The organism is Bacillus sp. ChL18 (assembly GCF_026241425.1).
In the GTDB taxonomy this organism is placed as follows: domain Bacteria; phylum Bacillota; class Bacilli; order Bacillales; family Bacillaceae; genus Bacillus; species Bacillus velezensis.
In genome coordinates, this window is sequence record NZ_JAPHWE010000002.1 from 291,785 (window position 1) to 316,451 (window position 24,667).

Genomic DNA, 24,667 nt, shown 5'->3' on the forward strand with positions numbered 1-24,667 from the left:
AGGGATAAGGAAAATTTCTGTATGCAAATGTAAGCGTTTCCAAAATATGATGGAGAAAATGCTTTAAGACATCTGCGCAATGAACTCAAAAAGGGGGTTTTTGATAAATGAGTAAGTTCAATCGGGTCATGGAAGAAAAAATCATGCCTGTCGCCGGAAAAGTCGCCGGCCAAAGGCACTTAAGAGCTTTGCGGGACGGCATTATTTTGACTATGCCCCTTATCATCATCGGATCGGTTTTTCTGATTCTGACGAGTCTTCCGATTCCCGGTTATGCCGATTTTATGGCTGGTCTTTTCGGTGAAAATTGGGTTGAAAAGCTCGGGTATCCCGTGAATGCGTCCTTTGACATTATGGCGCTTGTCGCCGCCTTTGGGATTGCCTACCGGCTTGCGGAAAGCTATGAGGTGGATGCCCTGTCGTCGGGAGCCATTGCCCTTGCCGCCTTTTTATTGGCGACGCCGTATCAGATTCCGTTTATTCCTGACGGCTCGGCAACAGAGATTATGGTGGGAGGCGGCATTCCGATTTCGCTGCTCGGAAGCAAAGGTCTGTTTGTCGCGATGATCATTGCAATGCTGTCTACGGAAGTGTACCGGTTTATCATACAAAGAAATATCGTCATTAAGATGCCTGACGGAGTGCCGCCTGCGGTCAGCAAATCGTTCGTTGCGCTCATCCCCGGTTTCATTGTTATTACGCTTGTATGGCTGGCCCGTCTGTTTATTGAAATAACTCCTTTTAAAAGCCTCCACAATGTCGTAGGCGATCTGCTGGGCACCCCGCTGTCTATTCTGGGCGGGAGTCTCGGCGGAAGTCTTATCGCCGAATTCGTGCAAATGCTGCTTTGGTCGTGCGGCATACACGGCGCGTCCATTATCGGCGGCGTCATGTCGCCGATCTGGTACGGGGCGATGGACGCCAACCGTTTGGCTTTTCAGGCGGGAGAGGCGCTGCCGAGCATTTTTACGACACAGTTCTTTCAAATATGGATTAATGTCGGCGGAAGCGGAGCGACGCTTGCCCTTGTGCTGACCATGCTTGTGCGCTCCAGAAGCAAACAGATGAAACAGCTCGGCCGTCTCGGCATCGGGCCCGCGATTTTTAACATTAATGAACCGATCATTTTCGGGATGCCGCTCGTCATGAATCCGCTGTTAATCGTGCCCTTTATCATTGCGCCGCTCTTGACCATTACGGCGACGTACATCGGGATGAGCACGGGGATGGTGGCAAAACCGGCGGGAATCGCCGTGCCGTGGACGATGCCGCCGCTGATTTCCGGTTATTTGGCGACGGGCGGGAAAATCTCCGGTTCGGTCATGCAGCTGATCAATCTCCTGATTACATTTATCATCTATTATCCGTTTTTCCGAATTTGGGATCTTCAAAAATGGAGAGAGGAACGGGCGGCGGAACAAAACGTCACTGAAGAAACATAAAAAAAACGGGCGCCTTCGCCCGTTTTTTTTTAACGCTGGAAAAATTCGATCCATTCGCCGTCAGGTCCTTCAATGTAAAAGTAGCGGTACCCGTTCGGAAGCGTCGTGATTTCTTCATCGATAAATACGGCGCCCTGACGCTTCGCATGCGTGAACTCCGCCGCGATATCTTCAGTTAATAAAGCGACATGATGCACTTTTCCTTCTGCGGGAAGCTCGCTGCTGTAGCCCTGGATCAGCTCAATTTCTGTCTCCGGCCCTTCTTGAAAGCCGAGAAAGGCAAGTTCAATAATGCCGTTCGTATGAGTGATACGATCCTTTAACTGCATACCGAGAACGTCTTGATAAAAGGCGATGGATGTTTCAATATCTTTGACCATAATGCCTGTATGGTCGATTCTTTTGGCTGTCATGGTTTTCCCCCTGTTTTGAATTTTTCGGGACAATGCGGTGTTGATCATGTTTTATGGTACGATAAGAGAAAGCAAAACGAAAGAGGAATGCACAATGAAGCTACTTACAGTGAAAGATACATTTGCCGGAAAGCTGAAAAAAGGATTCCCCCTGATTGAAAAAGACGCTCTGTCCGGAAGCTCGGCTCATTTAACAGAGGGCGATCTTTTTGATGTGACATCCGAGAAGGGTGAGTTTATCGGAAAAGGCTATTACGGCTTGCAGAATAAAGGAGTCGGCTGGGTGCTGTCCCGCGCGAGAGATGAACGGATCGACGGACGTTTCTTTCTGGACAAGCTGAAAAAAGCGGCTGAAGCGAGAGCCCATCTGTTTAAGGCGCCCGATACGACGGCGTTCCGGCTTTTCAACGGTGAGGGCGACGGCATCGGCGGCGTCACGATTGACTTTTATGACGGTTATCTGCTGATTCAATGGTACAGTAAAGGCATTTACGCTTATAAGGACAGCATGATTGAGGCGATTGACGGACTGGAGCTTTCTTATAAAGCGATCTATGAAAAGAAACGATTCGATACGGCCGGGCAATACGTGGAAGACGACGATTTTGTCAAAGGCGAAAGAGGAGATTTTCCGGTCATTGTTCAAGAAAACGGCATACAGTACGCGGTGGATTTAAACGACGGGGCGATGACGGGCATTTTCTTAGACCAGCGTCATGTGCGCAAAGCGATTCGGGATAAGTATGCAAACGGCAGACGGGTGCTGAATACGTTCTCTTATACGGGGGCATTTTCCATCGCGGCGGCGCTTGGCGGAGCTGAGAAAACGACCAGCGTCGATGTCGCCAACCGCAGTCTCGCAAAAACGATTGAACAGTTCAGCGCCAACGGAATTGATTATGAGGCGCATGACATTAAGGTCATGGATGTTTTCAAATACTTCGGCTATGCGGCGAAAAAAGGGCTGGAGTTTGACCTCATCATCCTTGATCCGCCTTCTTTCGCCCGCACAAAAAAACGGACGTTCAGCGCGGCGAAAGATTATAAAAACCTGCTGAAGGAAACGATCGCCATCACTGCAAAAAACGGCATCATCATCGCTTCGACAAACAGCAGCGCCTTCAATATGAAGAAATTTAAAGGCTTTATAGAGACCGCCTTTAAAGAAACAAATGAGCGTTACGACATTTTGGAAGAATATACGCTTCCGGAAGATTTCAAAACGATTCCCGCGTTTAAAGAAGGGAATTATTTGAAGGTTGTTTTCTTGCGGAAAAAATAGGATGATCATTTATAGCGTGGAAAGAGGGGAAAAGAAAACCCTCTTCCATCGCTTTAATACGGGATAAAATAATCTTCATATCTTACTGTTTAAAGAAACAACCCGCTATTACTTAGTATCTCATCTGTGCCAAGTAAAGTGGCCTCTCTGATGCCCACATTGTTGGTTTTCATGAAGGATTGCACCGCTTGGTAGCCAACCGCATAACCTGCAAACGGTGATAAGCCGACAGGCTGATAACCTTGTTCGGCTGCAAAGGTGTCACCAAACATGTAACTGCTGACCTCAGCAAATCCTTTCACATTTAATGAGTCTTTGATAATTTCTTTTGAGTATTCTAAGTCTTCTTTTTCAAAAGAAGTAACCCAAGGACCTAACAGAGCTTCTCCGTAAAGTTCTTTGGCAAACGATTCTGCCAGCCCCTCTATAATTAAGTAATCACCAACCGTTACGTTCCCATAGTCCCAATTGAAATACGAAAAACGAATATTATGATGAAATTCATGTGCAATTACAGCAGGCAGTCTCGGTATGTTATATGAATTGGGGAATATTGAAACTTGAATAAATCCCGGAATTCCTCCGAATCCACAATACCCTCTATGTAATTCAAGCTTTTTTTGATTGGCCAGATACATCCCAAACCTTATTTCATCAGCATTTATTTTTAAGCGGTTTTGTTTGATAAATTCTACACAATGAGTTAAAGTGCCATATGCAATTTGAAGAGCTTGAATTTCTTTTAGATTCTCTAATGCTTTTCTTCCGGTTTCCGTATCAAATATGCTCAGATAGCCCAGCATATTTGCAGCCATGATTACATCATATCCGTTAGGTTGCTTTGCCTTTAAGGGAACATTCATCTTTTTCCACATATCTTCAAAAGGTTTCATCATTGAATACCGATAATAATCTTCTCTATTTTCAATCATTGAAAATAACGTTTCGTATTGCCCAATTGTATCCTCGATAATGATTTTAATGGGTACCACCCTTTTTTTGGTTATCTATATAAATTGTAATGGCATCACTCATGAGCTTCGCCAGCCCTTCACCATACCGGTCGATGTTCTTAGTGAAGCGTTTATCTTCAATATAGAGTTGACCTAATCCGTAAAAGGCATCAAAAGAATATTCACCAAAATTTTCATTGAGAAAATCAAACCACTCTTTGATAGCTGTTTGTACGTCTGGGGACTTGGGAGATTGGTTAATAAGGAGTGCAAATTTATTGAACATTGCAGTCCACTTATCAGATAAATCTTTTTGCTCACCATCAGTCATGCTTTTCAATCTAATATTTACCTTATCGACAGGTTGATCACCCCACCGTTTGCGAGCTTCTTGTTCATAAAGATTATGATTGAAATTCATTCCCTCAAACCGCTCTTTGTTCGTCATGCAAATCTCTCCCATCATATGTTTGATTGATTTATCGATGGTTTCAATCATCTTATCGACTCTATTCCGTTTCTCAATCAACATTTTCTTTTGTAAAATTAATGCCTCCCTCCGGTTAAATGAAGGACTATTAATGATTTCTTTAATCTCTTTTAAGGAGAAATCGAGCTCCTTGAAAAATAGTATCTGCTGCAGCTGTTCAAGATTCTCTTCAGAATAAAGCCGATAACCGGAATCGGTCGTTTCCTGAGGAGTCAATAATCCAATTTGATCGTAATGATGGAGAGTCCGTATGCTTACTCCAATCAGTTCAGCTACTTCTTTTACTTTCATACCCATCACGTTTGCCGCCTCCTTAATGGCTACTCTAAAGTATTACGCAACGTAAGAGTCAATAGTTGGTTAAAGATTTTTTGTATATAAAGGGGAACATATGAGGATTTCATTGCTGAAATTAAAGAAAAAAAGCCGGGCGTGAAGCTCCGGCTTTTTTCTATTCAATAATGTGCTGGACCCGGCCGATTCGCCCGTCTTCAAGGCGGACCTTAATGCCGCGCGGGTGGAAGCTTGAGTTCGTCAAAATATCCTTCACGATTCCTCTTGTCAGCTTTCCTGAACGCTGATCGGCTTTCAGGACGATATCGACTTCAAGTCCTTTTCTGATGCTGCTTCGCTGCTGGCCGTTCATATGACACATCCGTTCTTCAGTCTTTTCACTTCATATCTTATCATATCGTGTTTTCGTCTTTTTATGAAGGACAGACGAATCAATCCTTCATAGCAAATAAAAAAAGACCGCTCTGTAAGGAGCAGTCTTTTATGACATAAACGAAAGCAAAATCGGGGCCGCGCACAGCGTCATAATTGCGGCGAGAATCATGGACACGCTTGAGATCGTTCCTGATACGGAGCTGAGCTCAAATGCTTTAGATGTTCCCGCTCCGTGCGCGCTGGTTCCGAGCAGCACGCCCCGGGCAATTTCGTTATCAATGCGGAAATAGCGGATGACCCGGTCCGATGATCCTAGAGTAAACACCTCTTTATATAGAAAAAAGAAATAAGTCTGATAAAAATAGAAAAAAACTTGATTAAATACATTTTTTTGTATACAATCCTTATATATCAAAAAAAGGAGGATCAATAGTGAAATTCAAAAAAGTACTTACATATTCTTTCGGAACGATTGTTCTTTTGTCAGGTTTAGTTACAACTAATGCTTTGGCAAAAGGAGACACAAAAGATACAGGTTATTATCTCGAGATGCCAAAAGGATTTGGTGCCAATAACTATACAGGGTCTAGAACTAAATACAATGATTCCTCAGTATATCAAAAAAACTCATGGATAGGTAGAGACAGAAAAATAAATTTGTGGATAGTTAATAAAGATAAAAAGGATGTATCAGGCGGTCGTTACGTAGTTGTTAGTAGTGGTCAACATAAGAATATACCAAATGTTGCAATTGAGAAGAATCATGGTAAAGCACTCGGTGTAAGAATTGCTGGAGAGGTACAAGGCCCTCCAAATGCAGTAGTTATTGCAGCAAAAGGAGTTTGGAGTCCAGATAGTAGAAGATAGAATTTGATAATAACTAGAAAGAATTTTTTCTTTCTAGTTATTTGAATTGGGAGGTTTTTTTTTGTTTTATCAATTATTGAAAAATAATTTCATAGAAGTTTTAAGCTCGAAAAAATATAAATTTTCTTTATTAATTATGATTCTCCTTTTCGTTATTGATATTTTCATATCAATCTATCAAAAGTTTTCTCTTCCTTATTTTGATAAAGATCATTTGAGTTTTTCGTTGTATTTTTGGTTAGGCACGAACGACTCTGTTATTAGCGGTATCTTAATATTCTTATTTGTTTTAATTTCTTGCTTACCGTACAGTACAAATGTATTAGAAGAAAAGCAAAATGGTTATTTTCAATTTGTTATATCACGTTGTTCATTATTAAAATATTTTAGTTCCAAAGTGATAACAGCCTTTATTAGCGGCGGTTTCTTATTTGTTCTCCCTTTTGTGTTATCATTCATATTGATGTTAATAATGTTCGGAAACAAGTTGCCGTATACTGAATTTGTTGATAATTATGGAATGTTTCATCAGATTGCAGAGTATCATCCTAGTATTTACATGGCAATATATATTTTAATTTTGTTTTACTATGCAGGGTCTTTTGCAATTTTAGGAGTGTTTTTGTCTACTTTCCTAAAGAATAAATATCTTGCATATGTGTCACCGTTTTTGATTATTTTGGTTTTAGAACCTGTTTTCGAAATATTTTACCCACAGTTATCGCCTATATTGTTAATGAGTCCCATTCAAACTATTACAGGTATTTCGATTATATATCTGTTTGCGATACCATCTTTTGTTTTAGCAATTTCATTAGTAGGAACTTATATTGGGTTGAAAAGATATGTTCAACAATAACTTTCTGTATTATTTACTGAAAATAAGTTACAAAAGAATTTTATTAACATTTATAATTTTGCTGTTGTTAAATTCGGCCGTATTTTATAATAATACAATTAATTCAGCAATAGATATTAGTTTTATGAAAATTTTCTTGAACATATTAGGTGGACCTACAAGCTTTATAACAGTATGTGTATTTTTGTTGTCTTTGAATAGTTTGCATTTTTCAAATTATGTTATACCACGGTTTAATAAGAGAACTATTTTTTTTAGTTTTATTATTAAGCTTATCCTATTAAGGACTATTTTGTTTTTAGTATTAGCAGTATTAAGTACTTTACTTACAGCGTTACTTTTATCACCTGGTACATTTCTTAAAACTATAATTTATACAAATGGGACTATTGGATTGCAGCTAGTATGTTTGTTATTAGGGTGGGTAATGGTTTTATTAATTATTCAGTTAGTTATATTGATATTCGAATTGAAGTTTCCAAGATACGGAATGTTAATTGGTTCGGTTATTGTACTACTAATCCTATTTAATGATATGTATGATTATTTTTCAATCATATTTGTTCAGGCCATATCATCCACGTTTTACGATAAATTATATCTATTATTTATAATTGTTTTTACATCCTTGATTTGCTTGAAACTATCAAAGTCTTTTCAAATACTGAGGAGATAAATAAAAAATGTATTTATATGATGTGAAAAATATCTGGAGACAGAATAAATGGCAATGGATAATTTGGATTTTTGTTATTGCTTTTTTGCTATTTATGATAGTCCATAGTCTCAATATAATTAATATTAATTCTGTTTGGGAGTCGTTGATGGGAAATGAATTATTTTTCATGCCGTTCCCTTATTTCTTTATCTGTGGATTTTACTTGTTGATTAATGGTAATTATTTATATCAACAACGGAGTAAAACAATTTCTATTGTCCTTACTAGAGTATCCTCGAGGAAACAATGGTTATTTGGCAAACTCTTTTTTACTATAGTAATGTGTACTAGTTATTGTCTGTTGTTAATTTTATTAGTACATATAGCTGTTTTTTTAAAACATGGAAATTTTAGATATGACCATGATACAGCCTATACTTTTTTTACAGTTTTTTTAACTTTGTTAATTTGTGGTTTGTTTCAAACCATTTATATTTTGAAAGTAAAACCTATACAAGCTTTTTTTGTAGTGTATGGTCTATTGATACTTCCTGTATGGATTGACGTACCTTTTTTACCTGGTTACTACTCTTTTATTAGCAATACTCTTATAACTCCGCATGAAGTTAATCATAGTGGTTATTTGTTTTTCTTTACTATAATAACAATTTGTTTAATTATGCTTGCAATTAAGCAAATTAGACACAAAAACTTTTTTTAAAGGGAGAACAATATGTCTTTAACAATAAAGTTAGACCATGTCACTAAAACACTTAATTCCAATAAGGTAGTAAATGATGTTTCGCTACAGTTATTTTCAGGAAAGGTTTACGGATTTAAAGGTGTGAACGGTTCGGGGAAATCGATGCTTTTCAGAGTGATTTCTGGGCTACTCGTTCCTGAAAAGGGTGTTATAACTGTGAACCAAAGCATTTTACATAAGGATATATCGTTTCCAGAGAGCATGGGGATAGTTATTGAAAATCCGGAATTTATTCCTCACTTAACGGGCAAACAGAATTTAAAAGTGCTTGCATCAATAAAAAAGAAAGCGACGGACGCAGATATTAATAAAGCATTAGACATAGTTGGTTTGGATAAAAATGATTCAAGAAAGTATAAGAAGTTCTCACTAGGAATGAAGCAACGTCTAGCTATTGGACAAGCTATTATGGAAAATCCGGATTTGCTAATCCTTGATGAGCCAACTAATGCATTGGATGAAGAAACACTTCATAAAATAAAGACTTTTTTGATCGACTATAAAAAAAGGAACAAGTTAATTCTTATTTCAAGTCACGATAAAAACTTTCTTGAATCAATTAGTGATGAAATATTTGAAGTGAAGGATGGAGGTGTAATTGTTTCAATGTAATAGCTATTAAAATTGAGTTTACTAAAAACACCATTTCTTAAGAGAAATGGTGTTTTTAATTTAAATATAGTGAAGTTAATGAGGGTTAAAAAAACGAAAGCAAAATCGGGGCCGCGCACAGCGTCATAATTGCGGCGAGAATCATGGACACGCTTGAGATCGTCCCTGATACGGAGCTGAGCTCAAATGCTTTAGATGTTCCCGCTCCGTGCGCGCTAGTTCCGAGCAGCACGCCCCGGGCAATTTCGTTATCAATGCGGAAATAGCGGATGACCATCGGCCCGATGATCGTTCCCAATAAAGCCGTTAAAATGACGAAAACCGCTGTAACGGCCGGCATCCCGCCGATCATTTCTGAAACGTTCATGGCAATCGGCGTCGTCACGGATCGCGGCACGAGACTGTCGACTAAGCTGCTGCCGAGATGGAACCATTTCGCGATAAAGGCCGTTGACAGAATGGCGATACATGAACCGACCGCTACGTTCAAAATAATTTCCACGGCGTATTTCTTTAAAATCGGGAAATATTTATAAAGCGGGATAGCGAACGCCACTGTTGCCGGCTGAAGCATATCGGTCAGCAGTCCGCCGCCGAGATTGTATGTCTGATACGGGACATTGACAAGAAGCAGCAGTACGACCAAAACAGCGGGCGTAATCAGAAGCGGCGACGTATACACCCGCGGAAAACGAGTGTAGAGTTTTTTTGCGCCCAAATATACTAAGACAGTTAAGAATAAACTTATGATTCCGATGAACACGTTTGTTTTTTCTCCTTTCTTTTTGCTATCAGCTGTGTAAGCGTACCTGTTGAAACCATCACGACAAATGTGCTGATGACGACGACAAGTAAAATGCTTACGCCGAATTTAGACATAATATCTCCGTATTCAATCACTCCGACGGCAGACGGGATGAAAAACAGCAGCAGCTCACCGAGGAGCCATGCTGCGCCAAGCTCAATCCATTCAAGTTTGATAATCTTGAAATGCAATAATGTGAAAAGAATCACAATCCCGATTATACTGCCGGGAATATTTATATGAAGAGCCGCCGTGACCCAATTGATCAGACGCGCAAATATAAACAGCAGAGCGATTTGAATAACGGTAAGCAGCAATTTTTTCATAATGATGCCTCCCTTATATTTATATTGTACAGAAGGTTTTGCTATAGGTAAAATACATATAAAGAATAATGTGTATTCCTTTTGTCTATAGAAAGGATGAAATGTAATGGATATCCGGCACTTAACGTATTTCTTGGAAGTGGCCCGTTTGAAAAGCTTTACGAAGGCTTCACAGTCGCTGTATGTTTCACAGCCGACAATCTCAAAAATGATTAAAAACCTGGAGACGGAGCTCGGCATTAAGCTGTTTTACCGCAATGGCCGGCAAGTTGAACTGACTGACGCCGGGCAGAGCATGTATGTGCAGGCGCAGGAAATCACAAAGTCATTCCAAAACCTGACGTCAGAGCTGAACGATATTATGGAAGTGAAGAAAGGGCACGTCCGCATCGGTCTTCCGCCGATGATCGGGTCCGGCTTTTTCCCGAGAGTGCTCGGTGACTTCCGCGTCACATATCCCGATGTGACGTTTCAGCTTGTTGAGGACGGCTCTATTAAAGTGCAGCAAGGAGTGGAGGACGGCTCGCTTGATATCGGGGTCGTCGTGCTTCCCGCGAATAAAGAGATTTTTCATACGTTCACAATCGTCAAGGAAACCCTTATGCTCGTCGTCCATCCGTCACATCGGCTCGCGGACGAGAAGGAATGCAGTCTTCACGAATTGAAAGAAGAGCCGTTCATATTTTTCAGGGAGGATTTTGTCCTTCATAATCGAATTATGACGGAATGCGTGAAAGCCGGATTCAGGCCGCACGTCATTTATGAAACGTCACAGTGGGACTTTATCAGCGAAATGGTATCCGCCAATCTCGGTATCGGCCTGCTGCCGGAAAGAATCTGCCGCGGTCTTGATCCTGACAAAGTCAGAACCATTCCGCTCGTTCATCCGGTCATTCCGTGGCATTTAGCCATCATTTGGCGGAAAGACCGCTATATGTCCTTTGCCGCCAGAGCCTGGCTGGAGCATACGAAATCGTATTTATGGAATCCGAAAAAGAGAAAAAAGGATGATTAAGCATGGACGCACAAACCGCAGCTCAACACTTGAGTAAAGTGCGGGATCAAAACCCGCTCGTTCACAGTATCACCAATAATGTCGTCACGAACTTCACCGCTAACGGACTGCTCGCGCTCGGCGCATCGCCCGTTATGGCTTATGCAATTGAGGAGGCCGCCGACATGGCGAAAATCGCAGGAGCGCTCGTCCTGAATATAGGCACCCTCAGTTCGGCGTCGGTTGAAGCTATGATCGCAGCCGGAAAATCGGCCAATGAAAACGGTGTTCCGGTCATTTTTGATCCGGTAGGCGCCGGCGCCACGCCGTTTCGGACGGCATCAGCCCGCAAGATCATACAGGAGGTCCGCTTGTCCGCCATTCGCGGAAATGCCGCGGAAATCGCCAATATTGCCGGCGCCCCTGATTGGAAGATAAAAGGCGTGGATGCGGGGGAAGCCGGAGGAGATGTGGTTCACCTCGCTAAGACGGCTGCAAGCGGGCTGAAGACGGTCATTGCGATTACCGGAAAAACCGACGTCCTCTCCGACGGCACCGACACATACGCCGTACATAACGGTGATAAACTGCTGACGAAGGTGACGGGGGCGGGATGCCTGCTGACGTCTGTAATCGGAGCCTTCTGCGCAGCGGGGCAGGACGTTCTGCAAGCGGCCGTTTCAGCCGTTTCTGTATACGGAAGCGCCGCTCAGCTTGCCGCTTTGGACACCGTCCATAAGGGGCCGGGCAGCTTCCAGATTGAGCTTTTAAACAAGCTGGCAAGCATCTCAGAACAAGAAGCGGCCGAGCTTGCTGCAATTGAAAGGGTGACAGTAAAATGACGCGTATTTCTCGGGAAATGATGAAGGATATGTTATCGGTTTATTTTATTATGGGATCAAACAATACAAGCGCAGACCCCGTTTCTGTGGTGAAAAAAGCCATTGAGGGCGGCGCTACGCTTTTTCAATTTCGGGAAAAGGGGAGCGGTTCTTTAACAGGGGATGAACGTGTCCTGTTCGCGAAGCAGGTGCAGGATGTCTGCAGGCAGGCCGGGATTCCTTTCATCATTAATGATGATGTCGAATTGGGCTTGCGCCTTCAGGCGGACGGAGTGCATATCGGACAGGATGACGCAGACGCCGAAGAAACGAGAGCGGCAATCGGCGATATGATTCTGGGTGTGTCAGCACATAACGTCTCCGAGGTGAAGCGGGCGGAAGCCGCCGGAGCCGATTACGTCGGAATGGGCCCGGTCTATCCGACCGAAACAAAAAAAGATGCTGAAGCTGTGCAGGGCGTTACATTGATTGAAGAGGTGCGGCGTCAGGGCATCAGCATTCCGATTGTAGGAATCGGCGGCATTACGGCTGACAACGCGGCGCCCGTCATTGAAGCGGGTGCAGACGGCGTCAGCATGATCAGCGCCATCAGCCAAGCCGAAGATCCAAAAGCGGCAGCGCGCAAGTTTTCAGAGGAAATTCAGCACTCCAAAGCAGGGCTGTCCCGATAGGGCGGCCCTTTTTCTGTGTGCGCAAAAAGGCAGTGACGGACCTTGGAGAATATAAGCCGTATGTCAAGAACAGGGCAATCAGCTTGCAATATCGACCGAAGCGTTTGATGGCTCTATCGTTTCGCTCAAAGTGACGCCTGAACCAATCACCGCCGGCGCCGAAGGCTCAAAAGCCCTCTATAAAACAGTGAAAAGCGCGCAGTGAGAGATCATTTCGAGGTCACGGAAAAACTTAATGCGGAATTCAGCGAATTTGAAGTTTTGATGTCGAAATACAAAACGTGCGATCAATCGTATACGTCCTGTGATACATTAAGTACAGATCAAATCAGAGAGATAAGCACAAAGCTGACGGCCCTTTCTGAAACCATGTCGAAGATTGCCGATGTGCTTTAAAAGGAGTTAAGACACAGCATGAGCGATGAACATAACAAGGAAAAACAGATCCACAGACGGGATGTCCTGAAGTGGGGCGCCGTCGCGGGCGCCGCCGTTGCTGTCGGAGCGAGCGGCCTCGGAGGACTCGCGCCGCTCTTCAAACCGGCGGCCACCGCTTCAAAGAAGAGTGAAGGAAAAAGTGATCGTGATCAAATCGTTCCTTTTTACGGAAAGCACCAAGCAGGAATCACAACGGTGCATCAGACGTATGTGTATTTTGCGGCGCTTGATGTCATGTCAAGCGACAAAGCCGATGTCATCTCCCTTTTCAAACATTGGACAAGCCTGACGCAGCTGCTGACTTCAGGCGCCGTCCCGTCGGGCGAACAGAAAAATAAAGATATGCCTCCGCAGGATACCGGGGAGTCGCAGGATCTGGCACCGGCGAATTTGACCGTTACCTTCGGCTTCGGCCCCGGGTTTTTCGAGAAAGACGGGAAAGACCGCTTCGGACTGAAGGATAAAAAACCGAAGCACCTCGCCGATATTCCGCCGATGCCTAACGACAAGCTCGATAAGGAACAAGGCGGCGGTGATATCGTCATACAGGTCTGCGCGGATAATGAACAAACGGCGTTTCACGCGGTGCGCAACCTGATCAAACAGGCATCGGGGGTGTGCGAAGTCCGCTTTCTCAATAAAGGTTTCTTAAGCGGCGGGAAAAACGGAGAAACACCGCGCAACCTCTTCGGATTCAAAGACGGCACCGGCAACCAAAGCACGAAGGATGAAAACCTGATGAATTCGATCGTTTGGGTTCAATCAGGGGAGCCGGACTGGATGACGGGCGGCACGTACATGGCGTTTAGGAAAATTAAGATGTTTTTAGATATATGGGACCGTTCATCCTTGAAGGAACAAGAGGACACGTTCGGGCGGGTGAAAAGCTCGGGCGCGCCTTTCGGACAAAAAAAGGAAACCGATCCCGTGAAGCTGAATCAAATTCCCGCCGACTCGCATGTCAGCGTGGCAAAATCAACCGGCAGACAGATTCTGCGCCGGGCATTTTCCTATACGGACGGAATTGATCCGAAGACGGGCTATGTTGACGCAGGCCTGCTGTTTATCTGCTTTCAAAAAGACCCGGACCGCCAATTTGTCCCGATGCTGAAGGCTTTGGCGGCAAAGGATGCGCTGAATGAATACACACAAACGATCGGCTCTTCCTTATTCGCCTGTCCCGGCGGCTGTAAAAAAGGAGAATATATCGCCCAAAGGCTGCTGGAATCGTGACACCTTCCATATGGAGGGTGTTTTTAAAAAAACACTTGTAACTATATGTGTTACAGCTTAAAATGAATAGGAAAGGAGACTTACAATGACACTGCAGATTAAAGTATATTCTGATTATGTATGTCCGTTTTGCTTTGTCGGCAAAGCGGCGTTTGAAGAAGCAATCAAGGACAAGGACGTACAGGTGGAATGGATGCCGTTTGAATTGCGTCCGAGCCCCTCGCCGAAACTTGATCCGGTGAATGATCCCGCCAAGCGGCAGATGTGGAAAAACTCCATTGAGCCGATGGCGCAGTCGTTAGGCGTTGACATCACGTTCCCCCGCGTGTCACCGCATCCTTACACGGATTTGGCATTTGAAGGCTTTCATTTCGCAAAGGAACATGGGAAAGGAAGCGAATACCATACACGCGTTTTTCAGGCGTTCTTTCAGGAAGAACAAAATATCGGTGACGTTGGCGTGCTGACAAAGCTTGCGGAAGAAGCGGGACTTGACGGTGCTGCCTTCAAAGAGGCGCTTGAGACAAGAGCGTACAGACACGTACAGCAGGAAGCGCTCCGCCATGCTTATGAGGAAGCCGGCATTACGGCAGTGCCGACGTTTATCATCGGCGATGAGAGAATCCCTGGCGCGGCGGGAAAGGAAACCTTTGAACAAATCATTGAGCGGGAACTGAATAAACGTTAACCCGTAAAAAGCCCTCTCGATCAGCGAGAGGGCTTTGCCATATAGTGTTTGACAAATGTTTGTCTGTCCGCTTCATATGCCGCGGCGTCAAATGAGTCGCCGCAAAAATGAAGGCACCAAGGGTCTTTTTGGCAGGCGACGCCGACTTGATAGCCGTGTTTTTGAAATTCAAGCGACTGTGATGTGTCGTAAAAATGAAAGCCGCGGAACAAATCCTCCCGCCACTCCACGTCATATTGAGCCGCCATTAACAAGCCGTCAATGGCGTCAGCGGGCGTAAACAGGCCGTCTTCATCACCGTGCTCAAAGTCCAAGGGGTGATAAGCATTCCCCCGGTATTCAATCACTTTTCCCATCCGCTCTCCGCTTTCCCACCAAATGCCGTTCGGCGGCAGGGTTTTGCAGCCGGCGACACCGAGAAGGCCGAGCTCCTGATGAGATTGAAAGATATGAAGCATGTCATGAAGGAAATGCTGATGAATGATAAAAGTATCCTGATGCAGATAAATTTTATATTTGGAGGGGTGTTTCAGCGCTTTGTTGTAGGACGAGGCCATGCTTGCTGAATCGTATATCGGCATGATATCAACGGAGTATGAAGGGGGGACGGTAAGCTGCATGATATGGCTTTTGCACCGGGAGTACAGCGACTCGTCATTCACACAGACGACAAACAGAAATGAATGTGAATCCATTACATGCTCCTCTCGGCCTCAATCACATATTGATAGGCCGATGCTTCTGTCATAAAGTCATGCCTTATGCCAAGCTGTACGCATACTTCGTGCAATGATGCGATGGCTTTGTGATAAGTGGGGTGATCAACGCGGATCGCCTCAATGCGTTTCACCTCATAACCGGCGGCTTTAAATAATGAAAGCATCTCTTCCCGGGTAAAAAAACGCAGGTGGGTCTGATCCATTAATCCGGCGTCACTGTAAGTCCATTTGCCGGCTAAAAGCTCCAGCACCACTGAGATGTGGCCGACATTCGGTATGCATGCAAGCACCGTGCCGTCTTTTTTTACATAAGGACGAAGCTTTTTCAGCACTGACCAGGGGTCGACAAGATGCTCAAGAACGTCCCCGAACAGCATGCAGTCGAATTGCTCTGATTCGTACGGAAGAATGGCGGATTCAATGTCGCCGCAAAGCACGTGGCTCAATTTGCTTTCCGCCTTTTTTGCGGCTTCGGGATACGCTTCAATGCCGTAAACCGTTATTCCGCGGTCTTCGATCGCCGCTCCTAAATTGCCTGTGCCGCAGCCGACATCAAGCACTGTCCGCCAGTTTTCGTCTATTTTGTTCAATAAATAAGGATTCAGGCCTTCGTAGTAGTTCTGTTGTTTTTCATCATAATAGGGATTCGTATCCATCTGTGTATCACCTCATAAATGGGCATATACACAAGATATGCAGCGGGGGGATCTCATATCACCATGTTTGGCTGTTCAATTGCGGAATGCGGACGGGAATGGTTGTCCGGTATACGGTTTGTTCTCTGATTCCCCTCTTATTGCGGATGTTCCTTTGAAAACTCGGGTGCGGGCGGACTGTGGCAGGTCATATAGTAAAAGGATCCGCCTGTAAATCTTACCGCTGGCGGATGGTGTTTTTCATTGGTGTTTTTTTCTTCACCGCTTTTTCAGTATTTAAGAAGCGCCTCACATCGTCAATGTGCAAACCCATGATTCTAGCCTCTTGAATTAACAATTGCCAATCTTGATCTATATCTTTCATTACATGAGTTTTCATAAGAACCTCCAATTGAAAAATTGATTTGCCCAGCTACAGCAGCCAATGTATAACAAATATCACACATAGTTGGCCGGTAATCCCAAATTGAAGATGAATTCACCTACCTATTCCCTAAGAAAATGACTGAAATAACCAAAATCCTTCAAGAATTCTTACATATAATAATAAACAAATAAATACTGACTGGATAGTATGCAAATAAAAATAAATCATATGACCTATTAACATTTACCCTCAAAGCGTCGACTAGCATATTCTTTTTGCATAAAAAATACCGCAAAAGAATGATTCGGTGTAAGATAAAGTGAATGATCAAACAGCTGGGGTAAAAAATGAAAAAAAACAAATTTCAAATTAAGAGAGAAGAAACATTTGAAAGTTTTATTGACGCAGGCCTTCATCTCCTGATTGAAAGAGCTTACGATTCAGTCTCAATCGATGACATCAGTAAAGCGGCGGGTTTCAGCAAAGGCGCGTTTTACGTTCATTTTGAAAGCAAGGAAGATTTTCTGAAGCATTTATTAGACAGGCGTCAGATTAAAAAAAGGATCATCACCGGCTATCTCGACGAATTAGAAAAGCAAACCGCGCGGCCGTTGACGCTTTGTGAAGCTGCGGCAAGCGCGGCCAGCCTGTTGATGCGGTTTGTAAACAGCAAGCCTGCCTGGAATGTTGTGTCTTTTGCCGTTCATATGCCTACTTACAAAGTCGTCAGTGAATATGAAGCTTATATCCGTCTTTATAAGTTATGGATAGAAGAAAGCACCATGTACATAAATTGGCTCAAATCGAGAAATTTAATAGAAGACCATATAGATACCGAGCATACCGCTAAAATGATGTGCGCGCTCATCGACGGGATGATTAAGCAATCCAATGTGCTGGGAAGGCCGGTTACTTTCCGCAGCATGTTTGACGCGCTTTATGTTTTTGTCAGCGGCAGAAAATCAGGGTAACGTTCTTCTTGATTTGACAAAAGGTTTAGAAAAGTCTTTCAGAAAGCGAGGAACTGCCATGCGCTACAGAGAAATTATGATGTATATCATTATGGGGATATTCACGACCATCGTGAATATCGTCAGTTTTTACATTCTGACGTCGGCATTTGAGATGGATTACAAGGCGGCGACTGTCGCTGCTTGGGTTCTGTCCGTTCTATTTGCATATGTCACGAATAAACTGTATGTATTTCAGCAAAAGACCGCGGGGATGCGGAGTCTGATGAAAGAATTGACGGCCTTTTTCAGCGTGCGGGTATTGTCTCTCGCCATCGATCTCGCCATGATGATTCTTCTGGTCAGTCAATTTCATATGAACGAAACGCTGGCGAAAATCGCCGATAACGTCATTATCGTAGTCGTCAACTATGCGGCCAGCAAGTGGATTGTCTTCAGAAAAGCGAAAGAAGAGGGCGTGTCATAACGGTTTCTTTCCGCGCCCCGGGGGAAAGTGTAATGGTGAAAGGGGATGCGTATGAAGCACAAAATAAAGAAAGCGTTTGCTGATGTATTCGGGGAATCGGAGGACCTGCGCATTTTCTTTGCGCCCGGCAGAGTGAATCTCATCGGAGAGCATACGGATTATAACGGGGGCCACGTCTTTCCGTGCGCGCTGACAATCGGTACATATGCAGCCGTCCGGGAGAGAGGGGACAGGCTCGTCAGAATGTACTCTCATCATTTTAAGGAAGCGGGCATAAAGGAATGCAGTCTCGATGATATCCGCTATCAAAAAGAGGACGGGTGCCAACTATCCGAAAGGGGTCATGGCGGAATGTCTCAGCAGCGGTTTTTCCCTTCCGCACGGCTTCGATATTGTGTTCTGGGGAAACATCCCGAACGGCGCGGGGCTGTCATCTTCGGCTTCCATTGAACTTGTTACGGCGGTCATTCTCAAGGAATGCCATGAGCTTGAGGCGGATATGCCCGACTTGGTGAAGCTCGCTCAGACGGCGGAAAATTCTTTTATCGGCGTCAGCTGCGGAATGATGGATCAATTCGCCATCGGAATGGGAAAGAAACATCATGCGATTCTGCTGAATTGCGGGACGCTCAGCTTTGAATATACAAAACTCGGGCTGTCGGGGCTGTCGATCGTTATTGCAAATACCAATAAAAAACGAACGCTTGCAGACTCAGGCTATAATACGAGGCTCAAGGAGTGCGGGGAGGCGCTTTGTGATCTTCAGAAGCATCTTTCCGTTCAATCACTGGGAGAGCTGACCCCTTCCGCTTTTGACGCCCATGCGGAGCTGATTCAGAATGAAGTGAACAGACGCCGGGCGAAACACGCCGTCTATGAAAATCACCGCACAATAGAGGCCGCCGACATGTTCAGTAACAACCAGCTTCATCATATCGGTGAATTAATGAGGGATTCGCATCTCTCTTTACGCGATGATTACGAGGTGACGAGTCATGAGCTGGATACACTGGCTGAAGCGGCCTGGCGCCACGGCGGGGTGATCGGATCAAGGATGACGGGAGCCGGTTTCGGCGGCTGTACAGTCAGTATCGTCAAGGACGATGCGGTTTCGGATTTTATTGAAACGGCAGGGGCCCGCTATGAGGAGAAGACAGGGAGAAAAGCTGACTTTTACACGGCGGATGTCGGAGCCGGAGCGAGAGAACTAAAGGGGGATGACGATGGCAATTGAGCGGCACGTGGAACGTTTAATCCGGTACGGATTGCAAAAAGAGCTGATTTCCTATCTTGATATTGAATATACAAGAAACCGTTTATATGAAGCTTTGCATATCACCCATCCGGAGGTTTCAGAACAGAAAGAAAATGAATCGGCGGCATCATTGCCGGACATATTGTCCCCGATTTATGAATGGGCGGCAGAAACGGGCCGGATTGCAGCCGGTACAGACACCTATCGCGACCTGCTGAGCGCGAAGATCATGGGCTGCTTTGCCCCGCAGCCGTCCGAGATTGTCCGTCGTTTTGAAGAAACAAAGGCGGTGCACGGGCCGGAGCAGGCGACAAAGGCGTTTTACCGATTTTCAGAGGATATGTATTATATCCGTTCGGACAGAATACAGCGGAATGTCGGGTGGACGGCTGAGACGGCTTACGGAAAGCTGGACATCACGATCAACCTTTCAAAACCGGAAAAAGATCCGAAAGCAATTGCCGCTGCCAAAGAGCAGCCTCAATCCGATTATCCGAGATGTGTTCTTTGTAAAGAAAATGTCGGGTACGAGGGGAGACCGGATCACCCGGCGCGTCAAAACCTTCGTGTCATTCCGGTAATTCTCGGCGATGAGCAGTGGTTTCTGCAATTTTCTCCGTATGTGTATTACCGGGAGCATTGCATCGTTTTGAAAGACCGGCACGAACCGATGAAGATCAGCAAAAAAACGTTTGACCGGCTGCTGTCGTTCGTCAGCCAGTATCCTCATTATTTTCTCGGTTCCAATGCTGACCTGCCGATTGTCGGCGGCAGTATTTTAAGCCACGACCATTTTCAGGGGGGCAATTATGAATTCCCGATGGCGCGGGCGGAGACAGAAAGCCGGTACAGGCTGCCTGACTATCCGAAAACGATGTTGGGAATTGTGAAGTGGCCGATGTCGGTCATCCGCCTGCAAAGCGGGAGCGCGTCTGAGCTTTCCGGCGCGGCGGATGCCATCCTGCGGGCGTGGCGCGGTTATTCCGATGAGGCGGCTGATCTCCTCGCCTTTTCAGGAGAAACACCGCACAATACAATTACGCCGATTGCCCGGCGGAGAAACGGTTTATTCGAATTAGATCTCGTCCTCAGAAATAACCGCACCTCTGATGAGCATCCGCTGGGAATTTTTCATCCCCATCAGGAAGTTCATCACCTGAAAAAAGAAAATATCGGACTGATTGAGGTAATGGGGCTTGCGATTCTGCCGGGCCGCCTTGAACAAGAAATGAAATACACGGCTGAAGCGCTGTGCTCACCGGACCCGGAAGCGGTCTTAACGGCAGACCTTTCTGCGGCAGCGCATAAAGATTGGGCGCTCAGTGTGCTGCATAAGCGGAAGATAACGAAAGAAAACGCGGAACAGATTCTGAAAGAGGAAATCGGCCATGCCTTTGCGCGGATACTGGAGCATGCCGGCGTCTTTAAACAGACAGAAGAAGGCAGAGCGGCTTTCCGGCGGTTTATCCGCCATTTGGGCGCTCTACCGGAAAAAAGCCCCATCCCATAAGGGACGAGGCTTTTTTTTATCCTCTGCTTCTGGCGATCAGGCTGAATAAGAATACCACGATCGCAGCTCCGATGATTGCCGGAATGATGGCAAAGCCGGCAAGGTGAGGACCCCATGTGCCGAGCAGTCCGTGCCCGATCCATGCGCCGATCAGACCGGCGATCATTGACCCGATGATTCCTCCGGGCATACTGCCTTTTACAAATAAACTTCCGATCCAGCCGATAATAATAGCGACAATCAGAGATACGATAAAACCCATAAATATCACTTCCTATTTTTTATTATTTATGCCTATATGTTACCTTCGTTTTGTCCATATTAAACATATGAATGCGTTTTTTATAATGAACATATCAAGGCGCGTTCCGGTCTTTTTTTTCAAAATGCGTTGCGTTAAAATGGAAACCGTGTGAAAAGGTGTGAGCAAAGGAAAAAATATTTCTTTTGTAGAATGTTTAACAAAATGAAACTTTTTGTTGACCAGCGTTTTTTATTATGGTAAACCTTTATTTGGTATTATTCGTTCTCACTATCTTTTTTCTCTATATATGCTAAATGATCTAAAACTTTTTATGTTTGATTTGCGCAAGTGGAAAAAGTTCATGCATTTTTTGACGATTTTGTGACATTAGGTCGAAAAAAAGATGAACTTTAGAAAAAAATAAAGCTAATAAGGGCAGATTTTGATAGCATAACAAGGTAGATAGAGAAAAGATTTTGAGAAAGTACATTTCAGATTCACTACATCAATAGGAAGGATGGTGATCTTCTTGTTCAGAGCATTTAAACCGTTACTTTTAATAGCGATGTTGGCTGTTGTTTTCGTACTGGGCGGATGCAGCGACATTTCCGTTTTAGATCCGAAAGGACCTGTAGCAGACCAGCAGAAAGATCTGATTCTCTTGTCAATCGGATTTATGCTGTTCATTGTCGGCGTCGTATTCGTACTATTTACAATCATTTTAGTGAAATACCGCGACCGCAAAGGCAAAGACAGCGGAAATTACAAGCCCGAGATGCACGGCAACACGTTCTTAGAAGTAGTCTGGACAGTGATCCCAATTTTAATTGTTATTGCACTTTCTGTGCCTACCGTACAGACGATATATTCGTTAGAAAAAGCGCCTGAAGCGACAAAGGATAAAGAGCCTCTTGTTGTTTATGCTACTTCGGTAGACTGGAAATGGGTATTCAGCTACCCAGAGCAGGATATTGAGACGGTTAACTACCTGAACATTCCTGTAGACCGTCCGGTTTTATTTAAAATTTCTTCAGCCGATTCAATGGCATCGCTATGGATTCCTCAGCTTGGGGGACAAAAATACGCGATGGCGGGAATGCTGATGGATCAATACTTACAGGCTGACAAAGTGGGAACATATGAAGGCCGCAACGCGAACTTCACCGGCGAACACTTTGCCGACCAGAAATTCAACGTAAAAGCTGTTACGCAAAAAGACTTTAACAGCTGGGTGAAAAAAGCCCAAAGCGATTCTCCAAAGCTGACGAAAGAGAAGTATGACGAACTGATGCTTCCGGAGAATGTCGGTAAATTAACGTTCTCTTCTACACACTTAAAATACGTTGACCACGGCCAAGATGCCGAATATGCGATGGAGGCGCGCAAACGCCTTGGCTACAAAGCCGTATCACCGCACTCTAAAACAGATCCGTGGGAAAATGTAAAGAAAAACGAGTTTAAAGTATCCGACGATAAACAAGATTGAAATTGAACAAGAAAGGAGGAAGCCCGAATGAAATTGAGATGGGATGAATTTTTTGTAACAGGTGACCCATTAATTCTGGGCGCACAAGTTTCCATTGCGCTTTCCACTATCGCTATCATCGTTGTACTCACATACTTCAAAAAGTGGAAGTGGCTCTGGTCTGAATGGCTTACGTCTGTAGACCATAAGAAACTTGGAATCATGTACATTATCTCTGCTGTTATCATGCTGTTCCGCGGCGGGGTCGACGGCTTGATGATGCGCGCCCAGTTAGCGCTTCCTAATAACAGTTTTTTAGACTCAAACCACTATAATGAGATCTTTACGACTCACGGTACGATCATGATTATCTTCATGGCGATGCCGTTTTTAATCGGTCTGATCAACGTTGTCGTACCTTTGCAGATCGGTGCGCGCGACGTAGCATTCCCTTACTTGAACAACCTGAGTTTCTGGACGTTCTTCGTAGGTGCGATGCTTTTCAATATTTCTTTCGTTATCGGAGGTTCTCCGAACGCAGGCTGGACGAGTTACATGCCGCTGGCAAGCAACGACATGAGTCCCGGGCCTGGTGAGAACTTCTACCTGCTCGGTCTTCAGATTGCCGGTATCGGTACGCTGATGACGGGTATCAACTTTATGGTGACGATCCTGAAAATGCGTACGAAAGGCATGACGCTGATGCGTATGCCGATGTTCACATGGACGACGCTGATTACAATGGTTATTATCGTATTCGCCTTCCCTGTTTTGACAGTGGCATTGGCGCTGTTATCATTTGACCGTTTGTTCGGCGCTCACTTTTTCACGCTGGAAGCCGGCGGTATGCCGATGCTTTGGGCTAACTTGTTCTGGATTTGGGGACACCCTGAAGTATATATCGTTATCTTACCGGCATTCGGTATTTTCTCTGAAATTATTTCAGCGTTTGCAAGAAAGCAGTTATTCGGTTACAAAGCGATGGTCGGCTCAATTATCGCCATTTCCGTCCTGAGTTTCCTTGTATGGACTCACCACTTCTTCACAATGGGGAACAGTGCGTCCGTTAACTCTTTCTTCTCGATTACAACGATGGCGATTTCGGTTCCGACCGGGGTTAAAATCTTTAACTGGCTCTTTACGATGTATAAAGGCCGGATCAGTTTTACAACACCGATGCTGTGGGCGCTTGCGTTCATCCCGAACTTCGTTGTCGGCGGGGTAACAGGGGTTATGCTTGCGATGGCTGCAGCGGATTATCAATACCATAATACGTACTTCCTCGTATCTCACTTCCACTATGTGCTGATCGCGGGTACGGTATTTGCATGTTTCGCAGGATTTATTTTCTGGTATCCGAAAATGTTCGGCCACAAGCTGAACGAAAGAATCGGAAAATGGTTCTTCTGGATCTTTATGATCGGATTTAATGTATGTTTCTTCCCTCAATACTTCTTGGGGCTGCAAGGTATGCCTCGCCGTATTTACACTTACGGACCGAATGACGGATGGACTGCATTGAACTTTATTTCAACTGTCGGAGCCTTCATGATGGGTGTCGGATTCTTAATCCTTTGCTATAACATCTACTACAGCTTCCGCTACTCTACTCGCGAGATCAGCGGAGATTCATGGGGCGTGGGACGTACGCTTGAGTGGGCGACTTCATCTGCGATTCCGCCGCATTACAACTTTGCGGTGCTTCCTGAAGTGAAATCTCAAGATGCGTTACTGCAATTGAAAGAAGACAAAACGGATATTCATCCGGAAAGCAAGTTCAAGAAAATCCATATGCCGCACAACTCCGGAAGACCGCTTATTATGTCAGTGGCGTTCGGTATTGCAGGCTTCGGGCTTGTATTTGAATGGTTCTGGATGGGCATTGTCGGTTTGATCGGCATTCTGCTTTGCATGGTGCTTCGTTCATTTGAATATGACAATGGCTACTATATACCTGTTGAAGAAATAAAAGAGACGGAAAGAAAGATTTCCGAATAAAGGAGGCGTGA

The 24,667-nt window shown here is 44.6% G+C and carries 26 protein-coding genes and 3 pseudogenes; 18 read left to right on the top strand and 11 right to left on the bottom strand.

What is annotated here, in order from left to right:
- Positions 1 to 107 precede the first annotated feature (107 nt).
- Entirely contained in the window at positions 108 to 1,442 is a 1,335-nt protein-coding gene (celB, locus tag OQ477_RS12415; RefSeq protein ID WP_061581634.1) for a PTS cellobiose transporter subunit IIC, read from the top strand.
- Positions 1,443 to 1,471: 29 nt separating this feature from the next.
- On the opposite strand, the gene OQ477_RS12420 is transcribed toward celB, so the two are convergent.
- Positions 1,472 to 1,855 (bottom strand): VOC family protein, encoded by a 384-nt coding sequence (locus OQ477_RS12420; protein WP_003150894.1) that lies wholly within the window; start codon positions 1,853 to 1,855, stop codon positions 1,472 to 1,474.
- A gap of 94 nt (positions 1,856 to 1,949) precedes the next feature.
- Here OQ477_RS12420 and OQ477_RS12425 point away from each other — a divergent pair, with 94 nt between their 5' ends.
- Entirely contained in the window at positions 1,950 to 3,137 is a 1,188-nt protein-coding gene (locus OQ477_RS12425; RefSeq protein ID WP_061581635.1) for a class I SAM-dependent rRNA methyltransferase, read from the top strand.
- An 89-nt stretch (positions 3,138 to 3,226) separates the two neighbouring features.
- Here OQ477_RS12425 and OQ477_RS12430 read toward each other — a convergent pair whose 3' ends face one another.
- From OQ477_RS12430 to OQ477_RS12445, 4 genes and pseudogenes are all read right to left on the bottom strand, one after another.
- Positions 3,227 to 4,129, bottom strand: a complete 903-nt coding sequence (locus tag OQ477_RS12430) for a DUF2268 domain-containing protein (protein ID WP_265972655.1) — start codon at positions 4,127 to 4,129, stop codon at positions 3,227 to 3,229.
- Positions 4,116 to 4,877: a MerR family transcriptional regulator gene (locus OQ477_RS12435; RefSeq protein ID WP_072176941.1), complete on the bottom strand. Its 762-nt coding sequence runs from the start codon at positions 4,875 to 4,877 to the stop codon at positions 4,116 to 4,118. Before OQ477_RS12435 ends, OQ477_RS12430 begins: the two co-directional genes overlap by 14 nt.
- A gap of 154 nt (positions 4,878 to 5,031) precedes the next feature.
- Positions 5,032 to 5,226 carry a YwbE family protein gene (locus OQ477_RS12440; protein ID WP_003150901.1) on the bottom strand — a complete coding sequence of 65 codons (195 nt, stop codon included), beginning with the start codon at positions 5,224 to 5,226 and terminating at the stop codon, positions 5,032 to 5,034.
- Positions 5,227 to 5,355: 129 nt separating this feature from the next.
- Positions 5,356 to 5,547: pseudogene (locus tag OQ477_RS12445) on the bottom strand (LrgB family protein); the annotation flags it as partial.
- 134 nt (positions 5,548 to 5,681) lie between these two features.
- Here OQ477_RS12445 and OQ477_RS12450 point away from each other — a divergent pair.
- The 4 genes from OQ477_RS12450 (at position 5,682) to OQ477_RS12465 (ending at position 9,008) form a co-directional block, all read left to right on the top strand.
- Entirely contained in the window at positions 5,682 to 6,116 is a 435-nt protein-coding gene (locus tag OQ477_RS12450; protein WP_025650423.1) for a hypothetical protein, read from the top strand.
- Between the two features lie 61 nt (positions 6,117 to 6,177).
- Positions 6,178 to 6,975, top strand: coding sequence for an ABC transporter permease (locus OQ477_RS12455; protein WP_017418638.1), 798 nt, complete (start codon positions 6,178 to 6,180; stop codon positions 6,973 to 6,975).
- Positions 6,976 to 7,799: 824 nt separating this feature from the next.
- Positions 7,800 to 8,354: an ABC transporter permease gene (locus tag OQ477_RS12460; RefSeq protein WP_265972656.1), complete on the top strand. Its 555-nt coding sequence runs from the start codon at positions 7,800 to 7,802 to the stop codon at positions 8,352 to 8,354.
- A 12-nt stretch (positions 8,355 to 8,366) separates the two neighbouring features.
- Positions 8,367 to 9,008, top strand: coding sequence for an ATP-binding cassette domain-containing protein (locus tag OQ477_RS12465; RefSeq protein WP_017418641.1), 642 nt, complete (start codon positions 8,367 to 8,369; stop codon positions 9,006 to 9,008).
- An 85-nt stretch (positions 9,009 to 9,093) separates the two neighbouring features.
- On the opposite strand, the gene OQ477_RS12470 is transcribed toward OQ477_RS12465, so the two are convergent.
- Both OQ477_RS12470 and OQ477_RS12475 read right to left on the bottom strand, forming a co-directional pair.
- A complete protein-coding gene (locus OQ477_RS12470; protein WP_017418642.1) occupies positions 9,094 to 9,771 on the bottom strand; it encodes a CidB/LrgB family autolysis modulator in 678 nt (225 codons plus the stop codon).
- Positions 9,753 to 10,139: a CidA/LrgA family holin-like protein gene (locus OQ477_RS12475; RefSeq protein WP_007407725.1), complete on the bottom strand. Its 387-nt coding sequence runs from the start codon at positions 10,137 to 10,139 to the stop codon at positions 9,753 to 9,755. Before OQ477_RS12475 ends, OQ477_RS12470 begins: the two co-directional genes overlap by 19 nt.
- A 106-nt stretch (positions 10,140 to 10,245) precedes the next feature.
- Between OQ477_RS12475 and cidR the strand changes: the two genes are divergently transcribed.
- The 6 genes and pseudogenes from cidR to OQ477_RS12505 all read left to right on the top strand — a co-directional run bounded on the left by cidR (position 10,246) and on the right by OQ477_RS12505 (position 15,005).
- Positions 10,246 to 11,154 carry a cidABC operon transcriptional activator CidR gene (cidR, locus tag OQ477_RS12480; protein WP_044802418.1) on the top strand — a complete coding sequence of 303 codons (909 nt, stop codon included), beginning with the start codon at positions 10,246 to 10,248 and terminating at the stop codon, positions 11,152 to 11,154.
- Positions 11,155 to 11,156: 2 nt separating this feature from the next.
- The gene (gene thiM / locus OQ477_RS12485) at positions 11,157 to 11,975 is read left to right on the top strand and encodes a hydroxyethylthiazole kinase (protein WP_265972658.1); all 819 of its coding nucleotides are present in this window, start codon (positions 11,157 to 11,159) and stop codon (positions 11,973 to 11,975) included.
- Positions 11,972 to 12,646, top strand: coding sequence for a thiamine phosphate synthase (thiE, locus tag OQ477_RS12490; RefSeq protein ID WP_265972660.1), 675 nt, complete (start codon positions 11,972 to 11,974; stop codon positions 12,644 to 12,646). Before thiM ends, thiE begins: the two co-directional genes overlap by 4 nt.
- A gap of 76 nt (positions 12,647 to 12,722) precedes the next feature.
- Positions 12,723 to 13,042: pseudogene (locus OQ477_RS12495) on the top strand (Efem/EfeO family lipoprotein); the annotation flags it as partial.
- A gap of 18 nt (positions 13,043 to 13,060) precedes the next feature.
- Positions 13,061 to 14,317: an iron uptake transporter deferrochelatase/peroxidase subunit gene (efeB, locus tag OQ477_RS12500; RefSeq protein ID WP_089072472.1), complete on the top strand. Its 1,257-nt coding sequence runs from the start codon at positions 13,061 to 13,063 to the stop codon at positions 14,315 to 14,317.
- An 85-nt stretch (positions 14,318 to 14,402) separates the two neighbouring features.
- Positions 14,403 to 15,005, top strand: a complete 603-nt coding sequence (locus OQ477_RS12505) for a DsbA family oxidoreductase (RefSeq protein WP_014419194.1) — start codon at positions 14,403 to 14,405, stop codon at positions 15,003 to 15,005.
- Positions 15,006 to 15,025: 20 nt separating this feature from the next.
- Here OQ477_RS12505 and OQ477_RS12510 read toward each other — a convergent pair whose 3' ends face one another.
- The 3 genes from OQ477_RS12510 to OQ477_RS12520 all read right to left on the bottom strand — a co-directional run bounded on the left by OQ477_RS12510 (position 15,026) and on the right by OQ477_RS12520 (position 16,759).
- Positions 15,026 to 15,700 carry a glycosyltransferase family protein gene (locus OQ477_RS12510; protein ID WP_017418646.1) on the bottom strand — a complete coding sequence of 225 codons (675 nt, stop codon included), beginning with the start codon at positions 15,698 to 15,700 and terminating at the stop codon, positions 15,026 to 15,028.
- Positions 15,700 to 16,380 carry a class I SAM-dependent methyltransferase gene (locus tag OQ477_RS12515; RefSeq protein WP_014419192.1) on the bottom strand — a complete coding sequence of 227 codons (681 nt, stop codon included), beginning with the start codon at positions 16,378 to 16,380 and terminating at the stop codon, positions 15,700 to 15,702. The genes OQ477_RS12510 and OQ477_RS12515 overlap by 1 nt, the downstream gene beginning before the upstream one ends.
- A gap of 217 nt (positions 16,381 to 16,597) precedes the next feature.
- Positions 16,598 to 16,759: an anti-repressor SinI family protein gene (locus OQ477_RS12520; protein WP_003150917.1), complete on the bottom strand. Its 162-nt coding sequence runs from the start codon at positions 16,757 to 16,759 to the stop codon at positions 16,598 to 16,600.
- Positions 16,760 to 17,094: 335 nt separating this feature from the next.
- Here OQ477_RS12520 and OQ477_RS12525 point away from each other — a divergent pair, with 335 nt between their 5' ends.
- The 4 genes and pseudogenes from OQ477_RS12525 (at position 17,095) to galT (ending at position 20,949) form a co-directional block, all read left to right on the top strand.
- Positions 17,095 to 17,718: a TetR/AcrR family transcriptional regulator gene (locus OQ477_RS12525; RefSeq protein WP_014419191.1), complete on the top strand. Its 624-nt coding sequence runs from the start codon at positions 17,095 to 17,097 to the stop codon at positions 17,716 to 17,718.
- A 79-nt stretch (positions 17,719 to 17,797) separates the two neighbouring features.
- The gene (locus OQ477_RS12530) at positions 17,798 to 18,184 is read left to right on the top strand and encodes a GtrA family protein (protein WP_025649414.1); all 387 of its coding nucleotides are present in this window, start codon (positions 17,798 to 17,800) and stop codon (positions 18,182 to 18,184) included.
- 51 nt (positions 18,185 to 18,235) lie between these two features.
- Positions 18,236 to 19,418 (top strand): annotated as a pseudogene (locus tag OQ477_RS12535) (galactokinase).
- Complete coding sequence (gene galT, locus OQ477_RS12540; protein ID WP_265972663.1) at positions 19,408 to 20,949, top strand: UDP-glucose--hexose-1-phosphate uridylyltransferase; 1,542 nt, start codon at positions 19,408 to 19,410, stop codon at positions 20,947 to 20,949. Before OQ477_RS12535 ends, galT begins: the two are co-directional and overlap by 11 nt.
- 16 nt (positions 20,950 to 20,965) lie before the next feature.
- On the opposite strand, the gene OQ477_RS12545 is transcribed toward galT, so the two are convergent.
- The gene (locus OQ477_RS12545) at positions 20,966 to 21,211 is read right to left on the bottom strand and encodes a GlsB/YeaQ/YmgE family stress response membrane protein (RefSeq protein WP_003150926.1); all 246 of its coding nucleotides are present in this window, start codon (positions 21,209 to 21,211) and stop codon (positions 20,966 to 20,968) included.
- A gap of 502 nt (positions 21,212 to 21,713) precedes the next feature.
- Here OQ477_RS12545 and qoxA point away from each other — a divergent pair.
- Together qoxA and qoxB are read left to right on the top strand one after the other, a co-directional pair.
- On the top strand, positions 21,714 to 22,679 hold the full coding sequence (gene qoxA / locus OQ477_RS12550; protein ID WP_087920812.1) for a cytochrome aa3 quinol oxidase subunit II: 966 nt from the start codon (positions 21,714 to 21,716) through the stop codon (positions 22,677 to 22,679).
- A 27-nt stretch (positions 22,680 to 22,706) separates the two neighbouring features.
- Positions 22,707 to 24,656, top strand: a complete 1,950-nt coding sequence (qoxB, locus tag OQ477_RS12555; protein WP_007614578.1) for a cytochrome aa3 quinol oxidase subunit I — start codon at positions 22,707 to 22,709, stop codon at positions 24,654 to 24,656.
- Positions 24,657 to 24,667: the final 11 nt, after the last annotated feature.

Excerpts from the sequence above, each read along its gene's own strand:
- thiM (WP_265972658.1), top strand. The coding sequence starts at position 11,157 with ATGGACGCACAAACCGCAGCTCAACACTTGAGTAAAGTGCGGGATCAA.
- OQ477_RS12460 (WP_265972656.1), top strand. The coding sequence starts at position 7,800 with ATGGGAAATGAATTATTTTTCATGCCGTTCCCTTATTTCTTTATCTGT.
- celB (WP_061581634.1), top strand. The coding sequence starts at position 108 with ATGAGTAAGTTCAATCGGGTCATGGAAGAAAAAATCATGCCTGTCGCC.
- cidR (WP_044802418.1), top strand. The coding sequence starts at position 10,246 with ATGGATATCCGGCACTTAACGTATTTCTTGGAAGTGGCCCGTTTGAAA.
- OQ477_RS12520 (WP_003150917.1), bottom strand. The coding sequence starts at position 16,759 with ATGAAAACTCATGTAATGAAAGATATAGATCAAGATTGGCAATTGTTA.
- OQ477_RS12420 (WP_003150894.1), bottom strand. The coding sequence starts at position 1,855 with ATGACAGCCAAAAGAATCGACCATACAGGCATTATGGTCAAAGATATT.
- OQ477_RS12435 (WP_072176941.1), bottom strand. The coding sequence starts at position 4,877 with ATGGGTATGAAAGTAAAAGAAGTAGCTGAACTGATTGGAGTAAGCATA.
- OQ477_RS12475 (WP_007407725.1), bottom strand. The coding sequence starts at position 10,139 with ATGAAAAAATTGCTGCTTACCGTTATTCAAATCGCTCTGCTGTTTATA.
- OQ477_RS12440 (WP_003150901.1), bottom strand. The coding sequence starts at position 5,226 with ATGAACGGCCAGCAGCGAAGCAGCATCAGAAAAGGACTTGAAGTCGAT.
- OQ477_RS12525 (WP_014419191.1), top strand. The coding sequence starts at position 17,095 with ATGAAAAAAAACAAATTTCAAATTAAGAGAGAAGAAACATTTGAAAGT.
- galT (WP_265972663.1), top strand. The coding sequence starts at position 19,408 with ATGGCAATTGAGCGGCACGTGGAACGTTTAATCCGGTACGGATTGCAA.
- thiE (WP_265972660.1), top strand. The coding sequence starts at position 11,972 with ATGACGCGTATTTCTCGGGAAATGATGAAGGATATGTTATCGGTTTAT.
- efeB (WP_089072472.1), top strand. The coding sequence starts at position 13,061 with ATGAGCGATGAACATAACAAGGAAAAACAGATCCACAGACGGGATGTC.
- OQ477_RS12530 (WP_025649414.1), top strand. The coding sequence starts at position 17,798 with ATGTATATCATTATGGGGATATTCACGACCATCGTGAATATCGTCAGT.
- OQ477_RS12515 (WP_014419192.1), bottom strand. The coding sequence starts at position 16,380 with ATGGATACGAATCCCTATTATGATGAAAAACAACAGAACTACTACGAA.
- OQ477_RS12425 (WP_061581635.1), top strand. The coding sequence starts at position 1,950 with ATGAAGCTACTTACAGTGAAAGATACATTTGCCGGAAAGCTGAAAAAA.
- qoxB (WP_007614578.1), top strand. The coding sequence starts at position 22,707 with ATGAAATTGAGATGGGATGAATTTTTTGTAACAGGTGACCCATTAATT.
- OQ477_RS12510 (WP_017418646.1), bottom strand. The coding sequence starts at position 15,700 with ATGGATTCACATTCATTTCTGTTTGTCGTCTGTGTGAATGACGAGTCG.
- OQ477_RS12465 (WP_017418641.1), top strand. The coding sequence starts at position 8,367 with ATGTCTTTAACAATAAAGTTAGACCATGTCACTAAAACACTTAATTCC.
- OQ477_RS12505 (WP_014419194.1), top strand. The coding sequence starts at position 14,403 with ATGACACTGCAGATTAAAGTATATTCTGATTATGTATGTCCGTTTTGC.
- OQ477_RS12545 (WP_003150926.1), bottom strand. The coding sequence starts at position 21,211 with ATGGGTTTTATCGTATCTCTGATTGTCGCTATTATTATCGGCTGGATC.